The 17,082-nt window shown below is 47.7% G+C and carries 16 protein-coding genes; all 16 read left to right on the plus strand.

What is annotated here, in order from left to right; genetic code table 11:
* The first annotated feature begins 128 nt into the window (after positions 1 to 128).
* The gene (gene ppdK, locus HMPREF1493_RS02115; protein WP_035427465.1) at positions 129 to 2,891 is read left to right on the plus strand and encodes a pyruvate, phosphate dikinase; all 2,763 of its coding nucleotides are present in this window, start codon (positions 129 to 131) and stop codon (positions 2,889 to 2,891) included.
* A gap of 114 nt (positions 2,892 to 3,005) precedes the next feature.
* Positions 3,006 to 4,064: a deoxyguanosinetriphosphate triphosphohydrolase gene (locus HMPREF1493_RS02120; protein WP_035427467.1), complete on the plus strand. Its 1,059-nt coding sequence runs from the start codon at positions 3,006 to 3,008 to the stop codon at positions 4,062 to 4,064.
* A 114-nt stretch (positions 4,065 to 4,178) separates the two neighbouring features.
* On the plus strand, positions 4,179 to 4,520 hold the full coding sequence (gene rplS, locus HMPREF1493_RS02125) for a 50S ribosomal protein L19 (protein ID WP_035427471.1): 342 nt from the start codon (positions 4,179 to 4,181) through the stop codon (positions 4,518 to 4,520).
* 74 nt (positions 4,521 to 4,594) lie between these two features.
* Positions 4,595 to 5,368, plus strand: a complete 774-nt coding sequence (gene rnhB, locus HMPREF1493_RS02130; protein ID WP_035427474.1) for a ribonuclease HII — start codon at positions 4,595 to 4,597, stop codon at positions 5,366 to 5,368.
* Positions 5,369 to 5,580: 212 nt separating this feature from the next.
* Positions 5,581 to 6,099, plus strand: a complete 519-nt coding sequence (locus HMPREF1493_RS02135; protein WP_035427477.1) for a YraN family protein — start codon at positions 5,581 to 5,583, stop codon at positions 6,097 to 6,099.
* Positions 6,096 to 7,592 carry a YifB family Mg chelatase-like AAA ATPase gene (locus HMPREF1493_RS02140; protein WP_035427480.1) on the plus strand — a complete coding sequence of 499 codons (1,497 nt, stop codon included), beginning with the start codon at positions 6,096 to 6,098 and terminating at the stop codon, positions 7,590 to 7,592. The genes HMPREF1493_RS02135 and HMPREF1493_RS02140 overlap by 4 nt, the downstream gene beginning before the upstream one ends.
* Before the next feature lie 2 nt (positions 7,593 to 7,594).
* Entirely contained in the window at positions 7,595 to 8,470 is an 876-nt protein-coding gene (locus HMPREF1493_RS02145) for a DNA-processing protein DprA (protein WP_035427483.1), read from the plus strand.
* Positions 8,471 to 8,487: 17 nt separating this feature from the next.
* On the plus strand, positions 8,488 to 9,822 hold the full coding sequence (gene trmFO / locus HMPREF1493_RS02150) for a methylenetetrahydrofolate--tRNA-(uracil(54)-C(5))-methyltransferase (FADH(2)-oxidizing) TrmFO (RefSeq protein ID WP_035427486.1): 1,335 nt from the start codon (positions 8,488 to 8,490) through the stop codon (positions 9,820 to 9,822).
* A 1-nt stretch (position 9,823) separates the two neighbouring features.
* Positions 9,824 to 10,741, plus strand: coding sequence for a site-specific tyrosine recombinase/integron integrase (xerA, locus tag HMPREF1493_RS02155; protein WP_035427710.1), 918 nt, complete (start codon positions 9,824 to 9,826; stop codon positions 10,739 to 10,741).
* A 271-nt stretch (positions 10,742 to 11,012) separates the two neighbouring features.
* The gene (gene rpsB, locus HMPREF1493_RS02160; protein WP_035427711.1) at positions 11,013 to 11,753 is read left to right on the plus strand and encodes a 30S ribosomal protein S2; all 741 of its coding nucleotides are present in this window, start codon (positions 11,013 to 11,015) and stop codon (positions 11,751 to 11,753) included.
* 55 nt (positions 11,754 to 11,808) lie between these two features.
* A complete protein-coding gene (gene tsf, locus HMPREF1493_RS02165; RefSeq protein WP_035427488.1) occupies positions 11,809 to 12,681 on the plus strand; it encodes a translation elongation factor Ts in 873 nt (290 codons plus the stop codon).
* 131 nt (positions 12,682 to 12,812) lie between these two features.
* Positions 12,813 to 13,535, plus strand: coding sequence for a UMP kinase (gene pyrH, locus HMPREF1493_RS02170; protein WP_035427712.1), 723 nt, complete (start codon positions 12,813 to 12,815; stop codon positions 13,533 to 13,535).
* Positions 13,535 to 14,080, plus strand: a complete 546-nt coding sequence (gene frr / locus HMPREF1493_RS02175; protein ID WP_035427490.1) for a ribosome recycling factor — start codon at positions 13,535 to 13,537, stop codon at positions 14,078 to 14,080. The genes pyrH and frr overlap by 1 nt, the downstream gene beginning before the upstream one ends.
* A complete protein-coding gene (gene uppS / locus HMPREF1493_RS02180; protein ID WP_035427493.1) occupies positions 14,081 to 14,860 on the plus strand; it encodes an undecaprenyl pyrophosphate synthase in 780 nt (259 codons plus the stop codon).
* Positions 14,860 to 15,888, plus strand: coding sequence for a phosphatidate cytidylyltransferase (locus tag HMPREF1493_RS02185; RefSeq protein ID WP_232215491.1), 1,029 nt, complete (start codon positions 14,860 to 14,862; stop codon positions 15,886 to 15,888). The genes uppS and HMPREF1493_RS02185 overlap by 1 nt, the downstream gene beginning before the upstream one ends.
* Positions 15,889 to 15,891: 3 nt before the next feature.
* Positions 15,892 to 17,079, plus strand: a complete 1,188-nt coding sequence (dxr, locus tag HMPREF1493_RS02190; RefSeq protein WP_051485225.1) for a 1-deoxy-D-xylulose-5-phosphate reductoisomerase — start codon at positions 15,892 to 15,894, stop codon at positions 17,077 to 17,079.
* Positions 17,080 to 17,082: the final 3 nt, after the last annotated feature.

Raw genomic sequence — 17,082 nt, forward strand, 5'->3', positions numbered from 1 at the left:
ATGAATCGCGTAGGTTGGTAACATACTATGAATGTGAGGACAGAACCTACTTTGTTTGGTTTGATGTCTTTGCGTTCAATTGTGTTGGTGCACGCTTTGCGTGTGACAGTTTGAGAGTTTGGAGTGTTATGTCCGAGAAGCACGTTTACAGCTTCGGAAAGGACCACGCCGGTAACGATGTTACTGAGGTCGCTGGCGCATCCGTAGAAGAGGCAAAGTGGATTGTTGGTGGCAAGGGTGCAAACCTTGCAGAGATGTCTAAGATTGGTCTGCCTGTACCTCCAGGATTCTCAATTACTTGCCAAACTTGCGTTGCTTATTCCAACAACGGCAACGTCTGGCCTGAGGGCGTCACTGATGAGATTGACGCCGCAATGGCAACTCTTGAGGAGCGCATGGGCAAGAAGCTCGGCGATGCAGAAGATCCGCTGCTTGTCTCCGTCCGTTCCGGTGCTCCATTCTCCATGCCTGGCATGATGGACACTGTTCTTAACCTTGGTCTTAACGATGAGTCCGTTCAGGGCCTCATTAAGCAAACTGGTAACGAGCGCTTTGCGTGGGACTCTTACCGTCGTTTTGTTCAGATGTTCTCTGGCGTTGTTATGGGCGTCTCTGGACAGCTCTTTGAGGATGCAATTGCTGCTAAGAAGGCCGAGAAGGGCGTTAAGCTTGATACAGAGCTGGACGCAAATGACCTTCGTGACCTTGTAACTTGGTTCAAGGGCATCTTTGCTGCAAACGTTGACGTTAAGGAGCACCCAGAGGTCTCCAAGAACGGCTACGCTGTCTTCCCATCTGATCCTTATCTCCAGCTCCGCCTTGCTGAGCAGGCAGTCTTTGGTTCTTGGATGAACGACCGCGCAATCCTTTACCGCAAGCAGAACAAGATTCCTGATGAGCTTGGTACTGCAGTTAACGTTCAGGTCATGGTCTTTGGTAACAAGGGTGAGACCTCTGCAACTGGTGTTGCATTTACTCGTAACCCTGCAGACGGTACCAACGAGCGCTACGGTGACTTCCTGATTAACGCTCAGGGCGAGGACGTTGTTGCTGGTATTCGTAACACTGAGCCTATTGCAGACCTCGTTAAGGTTCCTGCACTCAAGGAGGCAGGCGAGGAGCTCTTCCACGTCTTTGAGATTCTTGAGGATCACTACGCAGACATGATGGACATCGAGTTCACCATTGAGAATGGTAAGCTCTGGATGCTTCAGACTCGTGTTGGTAAGCGTACTGCTCTCTCTGCACTTAAGGTTGCAATTCAGATGTACGAAGAGGGTCGTATTACCAAGGAGCAGGCTGTTTCTCGTGTTGCTCCTGAGCAGCTCGATCAGCTTCTGCACCCACAGTTTGATCCTAACGCTGAGTACGAGACCATTGCTAAGGGTCTTAACGCTTCTCCTGGTGCAGCTGTTGGTGCTGCAGTCTTCTCTTCTGCAGACGCTGAGGCTTTTGCAGAGGCAGGCAAGCCTTGTATTCTTGTCCGTTGGGAGACCACTCCAGATGACCTCCACGGCATGGTTGCTGCAGAGGGCATCCTGACTTCTCACGGCGGCAAGACCAGCCACGCAGCTGTTATTGCTCGTGGTATGGGCGCTCCTTGCGTCTGCGGTGTTGATACACTTCGCATTGACGCTGCTAACAAGCGCTTCACCGTTGCTGATTCCGGCCTTGTTGTTAACGAGGGCGATGTTATCTCCATCGACGGTACCACTGGTGACGTCATCCTTGGTGCTGTTGAGCTTGTCCAGCCAGAGCTTTCTGGTGACCTCCAGACCATCCTTGCATGGGCAGATGAGGTCCGCCTTGACGAGTCTCGTGGTCGCGTCATTGGCGTACGTGCAAACGCTGATAACCCAGCAGATGCTCAGACTTCCGTTGATAACGGCGCTGAGGCAATTGGTCTTGACCGTACAGAGCACATGTTCCTTGGTGAGCGTAAGCACCTCATTCAGGACTTCATTCTTGCAGACTCTGAGGATGTCAAGCAGCTTGCTATTGAGCAGCTCGGCCGTGCTCAGAAGGGTGACTTCCTTGGCATGTTCAAGGTAATGGACGGCAAAGACGTTGTTGTCCGTCTTCTTGACCCACCACTGCACGAGTTCCTTGATTCCCCACGTGAGCTTGACGTTGAGATTGCTCATGATGAGGAGCAGGGTAAGGACGCCGCTGCAAAGCGTGCTCTTCTCGCTAAGTTTGACGCCTTCCAGGAGGCAAACCCAATGCTCGGCCTCCGTGGCTGCCGCCTTGGCCTTGTCTACCCAGAGCTCAACGTTATGCAGGTTCGCGCTATCGCAAGCGCAGCTGCAGAGCTCAAGCGCGTTGGTCTTGACCCTCGCCCAGAGATCATGGTTCCTCTGGTTGGCTTCGAAGAGGAGCTCATCCAGGTCCGTGAAGAGGTTGAGGAGACCATCAAGCAGGTTGCTGATGAGTACGGTGTTGAGCTCAACATCCCAGTTGGTACCATGATCGAGCTTCCACGTGCAGCTATCATGTCTGAGGAGATTGCTAAGCACGCAGACTTCTTCTCCTTTGGTACTAACGACCTCACCCAGACTTGCCTTGGCTTCTCTCGTGACGACGTTGAGTCTGCATTCATGCCTCTCTATCTTGAGCGCAAGATTGTTAAGACCAACCCATTTGCAACCCTTGATAAGGGTGTCGCAGAGCTTGTCCGTATGGGCGTTGAGGGTGGCCGTAAGGGTAATCCTAACCTCACCATCGGTGTCTGCGGTGAGACTGGTGGCGATCCAGAGTCCATCCACATGTACTACAACCTTGGTCTTGACTATGTCTCCTGCTCACCATACCGTGTACCAATTGCACGTCTTGCTGCAGCACAGGCTAAGATTCAGGCTAACGGTGGTCCACAGAAGATTGCTACTAAGTAGGTTTTCTTCTAGACACACTGCAACAAACTCTAGAGGGCGGCTTCGGTCGCCCTCTTTTGCTAGATAGTAATATCCTGCTATTATGAGGTAAAGATGCAGGTACAAGGAGGTTCTATGTTATCCATTAGACGAGAAGATCTTGAAGCTCGCGAGCATCAAATCTTATCTCCTGAAGCGGCTTTTTCTGATCAAAGTAAAGGTCGTGCGATTGCAGAGGAACCTGACCAGTACCGTACCTGTTATCAGTGTGATAGAGACCGTATTTTGCATAGCAAGAGCTTCAGAAGACTTGCTCACAAGACACAGGTTTTTCTCGCCCCAGAAGGGGACCACTATAGAACCCGTCTTATTCATACGCTTGAGGTTTCGCAGATTGCACGCTCAATCGCAAGGCCTTTGGGCTTAAACGAAGACCTTACTGAGGCAATTGCGCTTGGACATGACTTAGGTCATACGCCGTTTGGTCATATTGGCGAGAAAGCGCTTTCGCACGCTATTAGTCTGTATAGGGGAATGGATCCTGAAGCCTCAGAAAATGAGCGTATTTTTGCCCATAACCAGCAAAGTGCTCGTATTGTTGAGTATCTGGAGAAAGACGGACAGGGTCTTAATCTTTCTCATGAGGTCATCGATGGTATTAGATGTCACTCAGGCAATCTACGCGCAGAAACAGCAGAAGGAAGAATTGTTGCCATATCGGACCGTATTGCGTATGTAACGCATGATATTGATGACGCAAAACGAGCAGGACTTCTTTCGGAGGAGTATCTCCCAACTGAAGCTCGAGAGGTGTTGGGAAATAGCTCACCTGAGCGCATTGAAAACATGGTTCACGATATTGTCTCTGAGAGCTCTCGCGTAGGCGACATTAAAATGACCGACTCTATGTGGGGCGCCATGATGACCATGAGAGCATTCCTGTTTGCTAATCTGTACGCATCAGGAGACGCAAAATACGAAGAACCCAAGGCGTATGACCTCATCATTGAGCTGTTCGATTATTTTGTAAATCATTTGGACGAGGTTCCTGCAGAATATAAGTGTCATGATTTTGATCATCCAGAAATTCAAGTAGCGGATTACGTGTCTGGTATGACCGATAGGTATGCAACCAGAGTGTTTGAAGATCTTCGCCTGCCGTGTTCCTGGGGTAAGAGAAGATATGTAAAGTAAGTTTTATCCAAACTAACCCTTGTACAGTGGAAAGTATTCACGTATACTTTCCGTCTGTGTGTTAACTATGTGTCGTTCGCAGGAAGCGTCGGCACCTCTAGAGATGAGGAAACAATGGACTACATTCGCGCTATTGAGCGTCAGCAGATCCGCGAGGACATTCCTGAGGTCCGCGTTGGTGACAACGTAAAGGTTCACTATCGTATTGTCGAGGGTGACCGTACTCGTGAGCAGGTCTTCCAGGGTGACATTATTCGTCTTTCCGGCGAGGGCTCCCGTGAGACTTTTACTGTTCGTAAAATCAGTTTTGGCATTGGTGTTGAGCGTACTTTCCCACTTCACTCACCAAAGATTGCTAAGCTTGAGGTTCTTCGCCACGGTGTTGTTCACCGCGCTAAGCTCTACTTCCTGCGCGATCGTGTTGGTAAGGCTGCTCGTCTTCGCGAGAAGCGCTAATCAACTTCATATGCTCTTTAAAGCCGCCTCCGGGCGGCTTTTTTAGTACCATAGTCGTGTAGTTTGGAGAAAACATGGCTGATTCTGCTAAAGACATACTTGCTCGTTTAAGCGATGCCCCGGAGACTGAGGTATACGAACTCATAGCTCGTTATAGCGAGGACCCCCGTAAACAGGTTATCAAGGCTTTAGAATCAGCTAAAAAGCGCATTGAAAAAGAACATTCCGAGAAGACCCGTGTAGAAGAAATGTATCGCTTTCAGAAGGAGCTTTCTGGGGGCGGACTTGTTGTTGGTGTTGATGAGGTGGGCAGAGGTTCTGTAGCTGGCCCTTTAACGGTTTGTGCGGTATGTTTGCCAGAGAATCCTATCATCTATGGACTAAACGATTCCAAAAAATTAACCGCAACAAAGCGAGAGATTCTAGCGGCACAAATTCAAGAAGTTGCTACAGCAATTGGCATTGCTCATATTGCTCCTCAAAGAATTGATGAAGTTGGCATGGCACAGTGTTTAAGAGACGCTATGCTTCAGGCTGTCAAAAACACAGGTATTGAGCCTGAATGCGTCTTGATTGATGGAAATCCTATGCATATCCACCCCAAAGAAAAGACTCTTGTTAAGGGTGATGCGCGAATTGCTTCTATTGCTGCTGCTTCAATTGTGGCAAAGGTAACAAGAGATGCTCTTATGGTGGCCTATGACGAGGAGTACCCTGGCTATCACCTGGCAGAATGCAAAGGATATGCCTCTGCTGAACACATTGAGGCTATTGGTGAGATGGGACTTTCTCCTATACATCGTGCGTCGTTTTGTGGAAACTTTGTTAAGACGCAAAGACTGTTTTAATACACCCAATTTAAGCAATCAGATTAACTTTCAGACGCAAACAGGTACCCGTTCATTCTAAGAGGATTGAACGGGCTTTTTCTATAGCCGTAAGCTCGTAATATCAAATTTTTTACTTTCGTCAGAATCATTACGCTGTTTAGACAGACAGCAGTCAAGTTAGTGTCAAAGTGCTCCTGCAAACTGAACTCTCCCACAATGAAAGGAGAGTTATGAGCAAGAAAGACACAAGCAAGTATCCAGGTTCTTTGCCTAATGAGGTAGAGGAGAAACACTCACCACAGAAGGAGCTAAAGGATCAGGACAAGGTTTCTGAAGAGGATGACGCACAAGAGGGAAGAATTCCGCTAGAAGAGATGTCTTCTCGCCAAATTGGCGAGAAAGGCGAGGAGATCGCTGCAAAATACCTCATCAAAAGAGGCTACAAAATTATCCAAACTAACTGGACGTGTCAGATTGGTGAGGTTGATATTGTTGCTCAAGATGGCGATAACGTTGTGCTTGTTGAGGTAAAGACAAGACGTATTTTGAACAAAGACGATAGCATCATGCCTGAGCTGGCTGTAAATAGGGCAAAGCAGGAAAAATACAGAACGCTTGCGCTTATGTATGCAGCGCTTCATCCAGCACTTACCTCTATTAGATTTGATGTTGTTGCTATCAATCTGGTAGCTCCAAGCACAGCAAGCCTAAGGCATTTAATTGGAGCATTTAGCTGGGACGAGCAATGAGTCAAGCAACCATCTGCGTTCATACCGCAACTCTTAGAGGAATTGAGGCAATACCTGTAGATGTGGAAGTGGGTATTTCAGGCGGCATACCTGGAATAACCATCGTAGGAATGCCTGACAGCTCCATTATGGAATCTCGTTCTCGTGTGCGCTGCTCACTAAAAGCTGTTGGTTTTACCATCCCTCGATTGCTGGTAACAATCAATTTGACGCCTGCGGATATAAAAAAGACAGGTACTGGATTTGATTTGCCTATAGCCGTTGCTATTCTTGCAGCTACTGGACAGATTCCTCAAGAGATTGTGCATAACAGGATGTTTGTGGGAGAACTCTCATTAAACGGCAAGATCTCTTCAGTGAGAGGTATGGCAGCGTATGCAATGCTTGCTAAGAAACTGGGAATGAAACTGATCTCCTCTTCAGATTGCAATTTGTTTGGTTCTGACTGGAGTCACGTCATAGGAATTCAATCATTGCTCAACTTGAGTTTAAGAGACCAATCATTCTGTAAGCCATTGGTTCAGCGCAAGCATGCTGTTGAAACAGCAATGTTCAGCGAGAATTTCGACTTTGAAGAGGTAATTGACCAGGAATTAGTCAAGCGAGCTATCGTAGTCGCAGCCACAGGAAACCTGGGGATGCTCATGATTGGCCCGCCAGGTGCAGGTAAAACAATGCTTGCTAAAAGAATTCCAACTATCCTCCCAGAACTCTCTAAAGAAGAGCGCGATGAGGTATTGCTCATACATTCTGTAGCGGGGTGTGAAACAGATTCTATTCAAGCAGGTGTACGGCCCTTTAGGTCTCCTCATCACTCAGCTTCTGTAGCAGGCATGATTGGAGGCGGTAGACCTGTCATCCCAGGCGAAATTTCTCTTGCCCATAAAGGCGTGCTCTTTTTAGATGAGCTGCCCGAGTTTGCTTCTAATACGCTGCAGGTTTTACGTCAGCCAATCGAAGATGGATATGTACGTCTTGCGCGAGTGGATGGCATCTATAAGTTTCCTTCTCAGTTCCAGCTTATCGCTGCAGCTAATCCCTGTCCCTGCGGATACTTTGGAGATAAAACTCACACCTGTAAGTGCTCTCCAGGAAAGATTTCTACGTATCAATCAAAAATTGGAGGTCCTTTAATGGATCGAATAGATATTGTGTGTGATGTAGCTCGACCTTCTTCTGATCGAGTAATTCAAGGTGAGCTAGGACTCACTTCAGAAGGCATGCGCTCACTTGTTGTCTCTGGCAGAGACTTTGCTTCTTGGCGAGAAACCCGTGGAGTAGATGGCACTTCTCGCCAAAAGTACGTGGAGAGCTTTGATGAATCAGCATTGCAACTGCTGCATAGATTTGCTCGTGGACTTCATTTAGGAGGTAGAGCAATAACGCGTACCTGCAGAGTTGCAAGGACTATCGCAGATATTGCTCACCATGAAAAAGTGACAAAAGACGACGTATCTGAGGCGGTTGCCTATAGGTCTCGTTCTTTGGAGTAGCAATGGAGAGATGGGAGATTTCATCAGAAGATGAGGACTATCCAAAAGAATTACTACTGCTCAATCATCCACCTGAAATTATCTATGGAATGGGGGATAGGAGTGTTTTGCAGCAACCTTGTATGTCTGTAATTGGGGCTCGTAGGGCCACCCCATACGGTATGGCAATTGCAGAAATGGCTGGCAGATGCGCCGCTGATAATAATATTGTGGTGGTATCTGGCGGAGCTCTAGGCTGCGATTATAGGGCGGGTATGGCTTCTCTTAATGCTGGTGGAAAGACTGTTGTAGTGGCAGGCTGTGGTGCAGACGTGACATATCCAACTACTTCTGCAGAGCTTTTTGAAGCAGCGCGAGAAGGAAGGGGAGCAGTCATTTCTTTAGACAGGTGGGGAACGCCTCCTAGACGTTATGCCTTTCCTAGAAGAAATGCGGTTATTGCGGCATTAGGTAAAGTGCTCTTGGTAACGGAAGCGGGTCTTTGCTCAGGCACCATGAGTACTGCTGAGTTTGCTAACTCTCTTGGTAAAAGTATTTATGCAATACCCGGGTCTATCTTTTCTCCTGCTTCTGCTGGTACGAATAGACTCATCTCTGAAGGGGCTCAAATTATTCCTGATGAGACATCGTTGGGCATTGCAATTTCATTAGATTTTGATTGCCTAGTTCAGGAACAATTGAAGCAAGATAAGAAGCTAACACCACTTTTATCTGCACTTATTGCTTCTCCTTCAAGACCAGAAGAGCTTGCATGGAGGCTATCAGAAAACGTACTTACCGTGTTAAATTCTCTTACTGATTATGAAGCTCGTGGAATGGTAAAAAGATTACCGGATGGAAGGTATACTCCTTCTAAAGAGTTTTATTTGGATTCGTAGTGTGTGATAGGTGAACAATGACACAAAAAGTTACTGTAGTTGGCGCTGGTTTAGCTGGAAGCGAATGTGCTTTACAGCTTGCTTCACGTGGTGTTTCTGTAGAGCTCATTGAGCAGCGCCCTGTTGTTTCTTCTCCAGCACATCACACAGATATGTTTGCTGAGCTGGTCTGCTCCAACTCTCTGAAGTCCACTAAGGAAGATTCTGCAGCTGGAATTTTAAAGTCTGAGCTTAAAAAGATGGGTAGTTTTCTGCTCCGTATAGCAGAAGAAAATTCTGTTCCTGCAGGCGGCGCGCTTGCGGTCAATAGAGAAGAGTTTTCAAAGGCTGTTACTGAGCGGATTAGAAATCATCCAAACATCTCGGTAACTCATACAGAGGTCACGGAGTTATTTGATGAGCCAACAGTTATTGCTGCAGGACCACTGTGCTCAGATAGCTTGTACGAAGCAATTTCTAAGCGTGTTGGAACTAACAGAATGTCGTTTTTTGATGCAGCAGCGCCTATTGTGTCTTATGAATCAATTGACCATTCAATTGCCTTCTCTCAATCTCGTTATGAGGACTTGGGAATTGGCGATTACCTCAATTGCCCAATGAATAAAGAAGAATACGACACATTTGTTGATGAGTTACTTGCAGCTAAACGTGTTATTGGCCACAATTTTGAGCAGTCTGATTTATTCCAAGCTTGTCAGCCTATTGAGGAAGTGGCAAGAACAGGACATGATTCCATTAGATTTGGCGCTTTAAAGCCAGTAGGACTTATTGATCCTAGAACAGGTAAACGCCCCTGGGCAGCAGTTCAGCTTCGTGCAGAAAATGCAGCTAAATCAGCATTTAATCTGGTTGGTTTTCAGACAAATCTTACCTGGGGAGAGCAAAAACGCGTATTTACCCTCATTCCAGGATTGGAAAACGCTGAGTTTGTTCGCTACGGAGTCATGCACAGAAACTCTTTTGTTGACTCTCCTCATGCGCTTGACGGTTCGTTTGGAATTCCGGGAACTTTTACTATTCTTGCAGGTCAAATTACGGGTACAGAAGGCTATGTTGAGGCGATTGCCTCAGGTTTGCTTGCAGCGCTTAACATGTACGCTCGTCTGTTAGGCAAAGAGGAAGTCAAGCTTCCTTTAACAACCTCGTTTGGCTCTCTTGTGGGATATGCAACAAATCCAAATACCAAAGATTATCAGCCCATGCATGTTAACTTTGGAATTTTTGAGCCACTGAACGAGCATATCAAAAGAAAAGACGAGCGACGTCAGAAGATGGCAGAGCGCGCTCATAATGACTTTGATGACTACATCTCTTCTCGTCAGGAACTTTTTGATTGCATGAAGCGTGATTAACGTGGCTATTTCAAAAGAGCAGGGTAGTCACGTAAAACAATTTATTGAGTATCTAAGTAAGGTCAGGAATCTCTCCGAGAATACTCTAAGGTCATATCAGACTGATCTTTTGGCATTTGAGCAGTGGTGTAGTAGGGAAGGTGTTGCGGTAACTCGGGTTGATCACAGAAGCCTTCGTCTCTATTTGGCCTATCTCAAACAGGCTCAATATTCAGCAAAAACACTAAATAGGCATTTATCTGCGTTGCGTGGTTTTTACAAATGGATGCAGCGAGAAAAACTGATTGCCACAGACCCAGCTCTTTCACTGAGCAATCCTCGAGCGCCACGAAATCTTCCACATACTATGACTGATTCCGATGTAAATAGGCTTTTAGAATCATGTGATGTTTCAACCGCGGTAGGGCTTAGAGATAGAGCATTTCTTGAGTTTTTGTATGCAACAGGAGCTCGTATTTCTGAGGTGGCGTCTCTCAAGCTTGAACAGGTTGATTTGCAAAATGGAACAGTGCGTCTCTTTGGTAAAGGCTCTAAAGAGCGAATTGTTCCTCTCTATGAGTCAGCTATCGAGTGGCTTAAAAAGTACCTTAGGTCTTCTCGACCTACGCTTTTGTTGAAAGATAAAGCGGGCCGTGCACATTCGGCTCTTTTTATTTCCGTAAGAGGAAATAATATGAGCGCGGATTCTTTGCGCAAGGTTTTTTCGTCGTATCTAACGGCTGCAGGACTAGATAGCTCACTCTCTCCACACGCTATGAGACATACATACGCCACAGAACTTCTTGGTGGTGGAGCAGATCTTCGTGTTGTGCAAGAACTTTTAGGTCATGAATCACTTTCAACTACACAGGTGTATACGCATTTGTCAGTTGACAGGCTCAAAGAAGCAGCAAAAGCAGCTCATCCAAGATCAAAATAAGCTGAGCATTGTTGTGGAAGATCTTGCACAGGGGAGTCAGATGTATTTGCGTAGTATTTGTAGAGGTTATGGTCTAAATTCTTTATAGACGTAGCCCTTGTTTTCCTGCTATACTTTCAAAAGTTGTGTAGAAGCACAACATGCTGTTACCAAACAGCACAAAATCGCACGTACGACTACTTGTTTGCCGTGGTGCCTAACGCTAAGCCAGGTGTTGGGTGGTTTTAACAAGGCTTGAACTCGTACGGAGGAACAACCAATGGAGGTAAAAATGGCTGCAAAGATTACTATTCAGACTCTTCTGGATGCTGGTTGCCACTATGGTCACCAGACTCGTCGTTGGAACCCTAAGATGAAGCCATACATCTTTGGTGAGCGCAACGGCATTTACATTCTTGACCTTAAGCAGACCATGCTTGGCGCAGACGCTGCTTACACTTTCCTGAAGAATGTTGCATCTAAGGGCGGCCGTGTTCTCTTCGTCGGCACCAAGAAGCAGGCTCAGGAGCCAATCGCTACTGAGGCAGCTCGTGCAAACATGCCTTACATCAACCAGCGTTGGCTTGGCGGTATGCTCACCAACTTTGTCACCATGCGTTCCCGCATCAAGCGCCTTGAGGAGCTTGAGGCAATGGTAGAGGATGGCCGTATGGCAACTCTTCCTAAGAAGGAGCAGGCTCTTAAGAACAAGGAGCTTCTGAAGCTTCAGCTTAACCTCGGTGGCGTCCGTGATATGACTTCTCTTCCACAGGCTCTCTTTGTTGTTGACTCCAAGCGTGAAGAGAACGCAATCCGTGAGGCAAATCGTCTTCACATTCCAGTTGTCTCCCTGCTTGACACCAACTCTGATCCAGATGTTGTTGATTACGGCATTCCTGCAAATGACGATGCTATTCGTTCCATTTCTCTTATGTGCCAGCTTGCTGCAGACGCAATTCTTGCAGGTAGCGGCAAGGAGCAGATTTCTGCTGAAGAGATGGGCGCTGAGTCCGAGACCCCAGCTGCTGAGTAACTCTTAGCAACGGGTTAAATAATTTAGTTATTCAGTAGATTTTTGGGAGGAAAACATGGCAGAGATTACCGCAGCACTTGTTAAGCAGCTTCGTGATATGACCAGCTCTCCTATGATGGAGTGCAAGAAGGCACTCGTCGAGGCTGAGGGCGATATTGAGAAGGCAGTAGATATTCTTCGTACTATGGGCGTTGCTAAGGCAGTTAAGCGTGCTGGTCGTGACACCAACGAGGGTACCATTGCTACCTTCATCAGCCCAGATGGCAAGACTGGCGCAATTCTTGAGCTCTCCTGCGAGACTGACTTTGTTGGTACTAACCCACAGTTCACCGGCTTTGCTGGCGATCTTGCTTCAGTTGTCGTTGAGAGCAACCCAGCTGACGTTGAGGAGCTCAAGGCTGCTAAGCTTGGCGACGAGACCGTTGACGAGGCAATCACCGATAAGATCCACAACATCGGCGAGAACATGCGTGTTCTTCGTTTCCAGCGTGTTGAGGCTGCAAACGGCGCTCTTGCTAGCTATATCCACCTTGGTGGCAAGCTTGCTGACATTGTTACCTTTGAGTTCAACAAGCCAGAGACCGCTGAGTCTCAGGACTTCAAGAACTTTGCACACGATGTTGCAATGCAGGTAGCTGCAGCTGCTCCAGTTGCTGCTCGCCGTGAGGATGTTCCACAGGACATCGTTGATCACGAGCTCTCCATTTACAAGGCACAGGCTGCTGAGTCCGGCAAGCCTGAGGCTATTCAGGAGAAGATGGCTTATGGTCGTCTCGAGAAGTACTACAAGGAGTATGTCCTTACTGAGCAGGCATTTGTTAAGGACCCAGATATGACCATTTCTGAGTACGCAAAGCTGCTCTCCAAGAAGGTTGACGACGAGGTTAAGATTGTCAGCTTCGTGCGTTTTGCTTTTGGTGAAGAGTAAGACTTTTTACTTCAATTATTTTGAGCCGGTTGTCTTCAACCGGCTCTTTTTTTAACGCGATTCCTGCAAAACTTACGGTGTCGTTTGTTAAAATTATTACAACTATGGCAAACGGAGAGAGCGAGGAAGCTTTGTCTTCAGCTAAATACAAAAGAGTACTTTTAAAGCTTTCTGGTGAAGCATTGATGGGTGAGCAATCCTTTGGTATTGACCCTTCAATTCCAGAAATGCTTGCTAAAGAAATTAAGCCTGTCTGGGAGTCTGGCGTTCAGGTTGCCATTGTTGTTGGCGGCGGAAACATCTTTAGAGGCGTTTCTCAGGCAGCAGCTGGCATGGATCGTGCTCAAGGCGATAACATGGGCATGCTTGCAACAGTAATCAACGCTCTTTCACTCCAGGATTGTTTTGAGCGCAATGGCATGGATTGCCGTGTTATGAGTGCAATTTCCATGGCTCAGGTTGCAGAGCCTTATATTCGCCGTCGTGCTATTAGGCACCTTGAGAAGGGTCGTATTGTCATCTTTGCTGCAGGTACCGGTAACCCTTACTTCACTACTGATACCGCTGCAGCTCTTCGCGCTTGCGAGATTGGCGCAGAGGCTCTGATGAAGGCAACAAAGGTAGATGGTATTTACGACTGCGATCCAGTTACTCATGCAGATGCAGTTAAGTTTGACACTGTCACCTACAAAGATGTTCTCGCCAAAGAACTTAAGGTTATGGACGCTGCAGCAATTGCGCTGTGCAAAGACAATAAGATGCCAATTCTTGTATTTGACATGCAGTCTGAAGGCGTTTTCATGAAGGCAATTTCCGGAGAAGAAGTCGGTACCACTGTCGTTGAGGAGGACTAATGAGCGTTCATTCTGATAAAGCTAAGCAGTCTATGGAGAAGTGCATCGAGGCACTTAAGAATAACTTTGGCCGCGTCCGTACTGGTCGCGCAAATCCACACGCGCTTGACCACATAAAGGTAGACTACTATGGCCAGCCAACTCCAATTTCTCAGCTTGCGGCCATCAAGGTTCCAGAGGCATCTATGCTGCTTGTAGAGCCATGGGACAAGACCGCTCTAAAGAGCATCGAGAAGGCCATTGAGACTTCTGACCTTGGCATTACTCCATCCAATGATGGTTCTGCTATTAGGCTTCCTTTCCCAATGCCAACTGAGGAGCGCCGCCGTGAGCTTGCTAAAGAGTGCTCTCAGATTGCTGAGGAGGCTCGCGTAGCTGTTCGTAACGTTCGTCGTGACGTTAACGGCAAGATTGAGCGCGATGAGGAGCTCTCTGAGGACGATCAGAAGCGCGAGAAGAACGGTATTCAGAAACTGACCGATACCTATATTGCACAGATCGAGTCTCTTCTTAAGACCAAGACTTCAGAAATCATGGAGATTTAAGTGCAGTTTGATACAGACAAACTCGTCCAGTATTTCTCAGACGCACCAGAAGATATCAGTCTCTCTGATATCAATTTAGAAACTATTCCGTCTCACGTTTCCATCATTATGGATGGAAACGGCAGATGGGCTACAGCTCGCGGACTTGACAGAACTGAAGGTCATAAGGCCGGTGTTCTTTCTTTGCGCGAGGCTGTTACTACAAGCGTGCGCCTTGGATTGGACGTTCTGTCAGTTTATGCGTTCTCTACAGAAAACTGGAAACGCCCTCAGCGTGAGGTTGACTTACTTATGCGTCTTTTTGCAGAGACGCTGCTCAAAGAGCTTCCGCTGTTCCATCAAGAAAACGTCAAGCTGCGTTTCTTTGGTGACCTTGATGCCTTGCCAGAAAAGACCCGCAAGACCTTCCAGCGCGGACTTGATGAGACGGCACAAAATACTGGTATGACGTTTGCGCTTGCGGTCAATTATGGCTCCCGCGCGGAGCTAACCAGAGCAGCTGTTCTTCTCGCCAACCAAATTGCTGAGGGTAGTGTGTCTGCTGATTCGGTGACTCCAGCAGACCTTGAGAAGAACCTCTATACAGCAGGACTTCCTGATCCAGACCTTTTGATTCGCACGTCAGGAGAGCTGAGGCTTTCTAACTATTTGTTGTGGCAGCTGGCTTACTCGGAGCTGTATGTTACGCAAACTTACTGGCCTGACTTCTCTAAGTGGGATTTTTTGCGCGCCATTAAGGACTATCAGAGTCGCGAGAGGCGATTCGGAGGAGTGAAATAGTGGTGGACAATACGCGCGATTCCAAAAAGCCTACTTCCAGGATTGATACTGACTCTCAGCTAAATCCTGAAGAAACAGGTAGTGTTGGAATTGATAGACAGATAGAAAAGCTGGAGATTCGTCGCTCACTTAAAGAGCTGCAACGATCTGCTGGTAACCTTATGGGCCAGCGAGTCCGTGGCGTTACCGAAAAGCTTTTGACCAGAACTCTGTCTGGCGTAGTCTATGCAGCTATTGTGCTTGCTGCTCTGTTTGTGGGCAAAGAAGCCACCATTGTTTTGATTGCTGGTATGGCATGGCTCTGCTGCTCTGAGTTTTTCCACATTTGTCGCATGGGCGGACGTATGCCAAACGAGCCTCTTGGCCTTGTTTTCTCGCTTATTTTCCCCATAATTGCGTATTTTGGTCATGTCTTTCCGCTGGCATTCTCCCTGCTTTTGATTATCCTTTGTGGCCTTTGGTATGTCCTTACTCCGCGAGCAAACCTTGCAGACGTGGCGGTTACGGCCTTTGGACCTCTGTATACGTCGCTCTCACTTTCAACGGTAGTGCTTCTGAGGTCCACAGAGCCTAGTTTTTCTATTCCTTGGATCACGCTTGCCGTCATGCTCTCTGTGTGGGCTAACGATTCTTTTGCGTATTTGTTTGGATCTAAATTTGGCAAGCATAAACTGGCACCAAGAATTTCTCCAAATAAGAGCTGGGAAGGCTTCTACGGTGGCCTTTTAGGCTCAATGCTGGTGTGGTTCTTGATTGCCGTGTTTGGTGCAATTGACATGAATCCTCTGTTTGCGCTGCTCTTTGGCGTAACTGAGGGTATTTTCTCCGTTGTGGGAGACCTCTTTGAGTCTCGCATTAAGCGAGGCGTGGGCCTCAAGGATTCCGGTTCAATCATGCCTGGCCACGGCGGTCTGCTTGATAGAACTGATTCGATGATTTTTGGAACTATGGCGGCGTTTCTTCTCTTCCAGCTTGCCGTGCTCTTTAGCCAGGTCAAGCTTCCTATTGCGCTGCCGTTTGGAGCATAGGTTTTGAGCATTTTTGAAGATACTGCGCCTCGTGCCGCTAGTCATGAGCCTTTACGTGTTGCTGTCCTTGGAGCTTCGGGCTCTGTGGGCATGCAGACGCTTGATGTATGCCGCCATTTCCCGCAAAAGGTGCAGGTAGTTGCCCTTGCGGTGAGGTCGTCGGCTGAGTTTGCCGTGAAGGCAGCAAATGAGTTCAACTGTAAATATGTTGCTTTTGCCGATGCAAGTGTCAAGGGCAACGTTCTTCTCGACGCGTTGCCTCAAGGCTGCAAGGCAAGCTTTGGCCCTGAGGCTGTTCAGGCGCTCGCTGAGATGGATGAGGTTGACTGTGTAGTCAACGCAGTGGTGGGAGAGGCTGGCATTTTCGCTGGTCTGGCCGCTGTGAAGGCTGGCAAAGTGCTGGCTTACGCTAACAAGGAGTCAATTGTTGTTGGCGGAGACCTTCTTATGCCTCTGGTCAAGCCCGGTCAGCTCATCCCCGTTGATTCTGAGCACAGTGCCATCTTCCAGTGCCTTATTGGCGAGAACCCCGCTGATATCCAGAGGATTTGGCTGACCTGCTCGGGTGGTCCGTTCTTCGGATATTCTCGCGAACAGCTTAAGCACGTTTCGGCCGACGACGCCTTGGCGCATCCAACCTGGAAGATGGGTGCCAAGATTACCATCGATTGCGCCACGCTCATGAATAAGGGCCTTGAGCTCATTGAGGCTCATCATCTCTTTGACACTCCAATGGATAAGCTTGAGGTGTTGGTACATCGTCAGAGTCGCATTCACTCTATGGTTGAGTTTGTTGACGGCTCTGTTAAAGCGCAGCTCGGAGCCTCTGATATGAGGCTGCCTATCCAATATGCGCTGAGCTATCCACATCGTTGGCCAGCAATTGCTCAGCCGGTTGAGTGGCAAGAAACTGCTCCTCTGACAGGCGATTATGCTGACGAGAAAACCTTTGGATGCCTAGCTCTTGCTCGTCATGCAGGAACTGTTGGTGGAACGCTTCCTTGCATTATGAATGCAGCTAATGAAGTTGCTAACCATGCATTTAGACGAGGAAGATGTTCATTTCTTGATATTGAGCGCATTGTTGCAGAGACTATGAATGCCTCTGAAGTTCAAAGGGTAGAAGACCTTCAACAATTGACGCTTGTAGACGCAGAGGCACGAGCTTTAGCCCGTTCTTTTGTGGGATAGGAA

The sequence above is a fragment of the Atopobium sp. ICM42b genome, from assembly GCA_000564995.1.
Classification (GTDB): Bacteria; Actinomycetota; Coriobacteriia; order Coriobacteriales; family Atopobiaceae; genus Lancefieldella.